2 protein-coding genes and 2 pseudogenes are annotated in these 3,744 nt (G+C 72.3%); 2 read left to right on the forward strand and 2 right to left on the reverse strand.

The window, feature by feature from the left end:
* Positions 1–8: 8 nt before the first annotated feature.
* Together RIN80_RS26435 and RIN80_RS26440 are read right to left on the reverse strand one after the other, a co-directional pair.
* Positions 9–1,175 carry a family 2 encapsulin nanocompartment cargo protein polyprenyl transferase gene (locus RIN80_RS26435; protein WP_375141822.1) on the reverse strand — a complete coding sequence of 389 codons (1,167 nt, stop codon included), beginning with the start codon at positions 1,173–1,175 and terminating at the stop codon, positions 9–11.
* Between the two features lie 111 nt (positions 1,176–1,286).
* Positions 1,287–2,693 carry a family 2B encapsulin nanocompartment shell protein gene (locus RIN80_RS26440; protein WP_309098160.1) on the reverse strand — a complete coding sequence of 469 codons (1,407 nt, stop codon included), beginning with the start codon at positions 2,691–2,693 and terminating at the stop codon, positions 1,287–1,289.
* Between the two features lie 289 nt (positions 2,694–2,982).
* On the opposite strand from RIN80_RS26440, the pseudogene RIN80_RS26445 reads away from it, so the two are divergent.
* Both RIN80_RS26445 and RIN80_RS26450 read left to right on the forward strand, forming a co-directional pair.
* Positions 2,983–3,387, forward strand: a pseudogene (locus tag RIN80_RS26445) (DUF6010 family protein); the annotation flags it as partial.
* A gap of 151 nt (positions 3,388–3,538) precedes the next feature.
* Positions 3,539–3,744 (forward strand): annotated as a pseudogene (locus tag RIN80_RS26450) (1-aminocyclopropane-1-carboxylate deaminase); the annotation flags it as partial.

Genomic DNA, 3,744 nt, shown 5'->3' on the forward strand with positions numbered 1-3,744 from the left:
GCCGGCCGTCAACTGGTGCGCCGGGTCACGAACTCGGCGAGGGCCAGCAGACCGCCCGCCGCCTCCGGATCCGGTACCGCGTGCGCCAGTTGCTGCATCGCCCGGGCCATCCGGTCGGCGGCCTGGTCCTGGGCCCAGTCACGGCCGCCCGCGCGCTCCACGGTCAGGGCGATGTGGTCCAGGTCCTCCTCGTCGGCGGGTCGGGCGTACAGGTCGGCGAGCTCGGCGGCCTCGGGGGTGCCGGAGACGAACGCGGCGACCACCGGCAGGGACTTCTTGCGGGCGGCCAGGTCCGCGCCGACGGGCTTGCCGGTGCGGGCCGGGTCGCCCCATATGCCGATGACGTCGTCGATGAGCTGGAACGCCAGCCCGGCCTCCCGGCCGAAGGCGTCCAGCGCCGCCACGTCCGCCTCCCCGGCGCCCGCGTACAGCGCGCCGATCGCGCAGGCGTTGCCCAGCAGGGCGCCCGTCTTGGCCTCCGCCATGGCGAGCACCTCGTCGAGCGAGACCTCGGCCGGGACGCGCCGTTCCAGGGCCGTGTCCGCGTGCTGCCCCGCGCACAGTTCGATCACGCAGTCCGCGAGCCGGACGGCGGCCGCCGGGGACGCCGGATGAGGGTCCTCGGCGAGCAGCCGCAGAGCCAGCGCCTGCAGGGCGTCCCCGGCGAGGATCGCGTCGGCGTCACCGAACACGCTCCACGCGGTGGGCCGGTGACGGCGGGTGGCGTCGCGGTCCATCACGTCGTCGTGCAGCAGCGTGAAGTTGTGGACCAGCTCCACCGCGGCGGCCGCCCGGACCGCCCGCGCCCTCGCCTCGGGTCCGCCCAGGGCGGCCGCCGCGGCCAGGACGAGCGCGGGGCGGATCGCCTTGCCCGAGCCGCCCTCGGCCGGTGTGCCGTCCGCCCGCTCCCAGCCGAAGTGGTAGCACGCGACCCGGCGCATCGGCCGGGGCAGTGAGTCGAGCGCGGCCCGCAGCACCGGGTCGACCTCCGCCCGGGCCCGCTCCAGGAGCATGACCGCCTCGTGCCCCTCGGCCGGTCCCGGACCGTCCTGCTGTGTCCCGACGGGTCTCCGCCTCTCCGGCGCCCCGGCCGCCGGCCGGGGCTCGGCGCCGAGCCGCTCACCGGGGGCGGGCAGCGTCGGCTCCGTCCTGGACTCCGTGAGGGACTCACCCATGGGACCGCCTCGGAGAAGGAGCGGACGGAGGCGCCTGGGCCGCCGCCGGGCGCGTACCCCCAGGGTGTACCCGCCCCGCCGGGGCGGGACACGGCCGGCCTGTCGGAAGCGTCACTGCCAACGGCCGATCTCGACGTTCTCCAGGACACCGAGCGCGTCAGGCACCAGGACCGCTGCCGAGTAATAGGCCGTGACCAGGTACTTGATGATGGCCTGTTCATTGATGCCCATGAAGCGCACCGACAGGCTGGGCTCGATCTCGTCCGGGATGCCGGAGGCCCTCAGGCCGATGACGCCCTGGTCGCTCTCGCCGGTACGCATGGCGATGATCGACGTCGTGCGCGCTTCCGTCACCGGGATCTTGTTGCACGGGAAGATCGGCACACCGCGCCAGGTGGGGATGCGGTTCCCCGCCATGTCGATGGTCTCCGGGACGAGTCCCCGCTTGTTGAGCTCACGGCCGAACGCGGCGATCGCGCGAGGGTGGGCGAGCAGCAGCTTGGTGCCGCGGCGCCGGCTGAGCAGCTCGTCCAGGTCGTCCGGGCTGGGCACGCCGTCGTGCGGCTGGATCCGCTGGTCGTACTCGCAGTTGTGCAGGAGCCCGAAGTCGCGGTTGTTGACGAGTTCGTGCTCCTGGCGCTCCTTCAGCGCCTCGACCGTCAGCCGGATCTGCTGCTCGGTCTGGTTCATCGGCTGGTTGTACAGGTCGGCCACGCGCGTGTGGATGCGCAGCACGGTCTGGGCGACGCTCAGTTCGTACTCGCGGGGCCTGGCCTCGTAGTCGACGAACGTGTGCGGGATGTCCGGCTCGCCGGAGTGGCCGGCGGAGAGGTCGATCTCCTTCTCGCCGTACTTGTTGGAGCGCTGCGAGGGGATGGAGCGGATGTGCTGGAGGTGCTCGCGCAGCGAGTCCGAGCGCTCGGCGATCTGCGCGAACTCCTGCCGGGGCAGCACCAGGACGGTGCACGCGGTGAGCGCACGGGCCGTGTACTCCCAGATGGCGTCCTCGTTCAGCAGCGCGTCGTCGCCGAAGTAGGCGCCGTCGGCGAGGATTCCGAGGGACTCGTCCTCGCCGTAGGGGCCCGTGCCGACCTTCTCGACGCGGCCGTGCGCCAGCAGGTACACCTCGTCGGACGGACCGCCGAAGGAGACGATCACCTCGCCCGCCGGGATCTCCCGCTGCTCGCAGCGGCGGGCGATCTCGAACAGCACCTCCTCGTCCTCGTAGGAGCGGAGCGCCGGCAGTTCGCCCAGCTCCGCGGGGATGATCTCGACACGGTCGCCGGTCTTGACGAACGTCAGACGGCCGTCGCCCACGGCGAACGTGAGCCGCCGGTTCACCCGGTACGTACCACCCTGGATGTCGACCCAGGGCAGCATCCGCAGCAGCCAGCGGGAGCTGATCTCCTGCATCTGCGGCACGGACTTGGTCGTGGTGGCCAGGTTCCGCGCGGCCGCCGTGCCGAGACTCTGCTGCGGCTTGGTCTGCTCCGTGCGGACCTCTTCGCCTACCGACATAGAGAACTGCCCTCCCGTTGTGACCGACGCCCACATGCCTCGGGCATCGATGTGCACGTCCAGCCTTCCTCACGGAGCGCAGCGGTGGTATTACCCGAAAGAGCGGGAATGGATCTTCGTATTACTGGGCATGAGGCGCTCGTTTCGCCGTTCGAACAGGTTCTCGCCGAGGCTGCGGACCGGCTGGCGACAATCCGTGGAAACCTGGCGGCCGTTCCTCTGGGGGGCGGGCCGGTGCGGTTCTAGCGTGATGATCCGTTCCCCCTCCGCCTGCAGAAACGGCCCCGCCATGCAGTACGTCGCGCCGATCGGCATCGGCCTCCTCTACGCCCTGGTGATGTCCCTGGTCCGCGAACCGCACCGGCGGCGTCTGAACGCGGTCATGGTCGCCGGTGCCGGTGCCGCGTACCTCAGCGGCGGCGGCCTGGGCGGCTGGGAGTTCGCCTTCACCGCGCTCCTGACGTACGTGGCCTTCCGCGGTCTGGAGTCGTGGACGTGGATCGGCGTCGGCTGGCTGCTGCACACGGTGTGGGACGTGGTCCACCACATCAAGGGCAACCCGATCATCCCGTTCGCCCACACCTCCTCGCTGGGCTGTGCGATCTGCGACCCGGTGATCGCGCTGTGGTGCCTGCGGGGCGGGCCGTCGCTCGTCGCGTGGATGCGCGACCGGCGCGGAGCCGGGCGACCGCGGCCCGGCGTGACGACCGGCGAGGACGGCGGCTCGTCGAGCAGCGCGTCGGTGATCGTCCGCCCGCCCTCGTCCCCGGCCGGACGCTCCACCGGGGGCGGCCGCAGCGGGACGGGCGGTGCCGCCCCTTCCACCCCCGGGTGACAATGATCCGGTGACCAGCCCCGACACCCCCGGCCTCGCCGGTCTGCGCCCCCGGCTGCCCTCGCCGGTGCAGGAGGTCGCCGACGGCCGGTTCGAGCGCCGGGGCGTGCGGCTGCTGCTCAAGCGGGACGACCTGATCCACCCGGAGCTGATCGGCAACAAGTGGCGCAAGCTGGCGCCGAACCTGGCGGCGGCGCACGGCCGTACGGTCGTCAC

The organism is Streptomyces sp. (genome assembly GCF_031181705.1).
Taxonomy (GTDB): domain Bacteria; phylum Actinomycetota; class Actinomycetes; order Streptomycetales; family Streptomycetaceae; genus Streptomyces.

Bases quoted from the DNA above. Each gene is read 5' to 3' on its own strand.
- RIN80_RS26435 (WP_375141822.1), bottom strand. From the start codon at position 1,175: ATGGGTGAGTCCCTCACGGAGTCCAGGACGGAGCCGACGCTGCCCGCC.
- RIN80_RS26440 (WP_309098160.1), bottom strand. From the start codon at position 2,693: ATGTCGGTAGGCGAAGAGGTCCGCACGGAGCAGACCAAGCCGCAGCAG.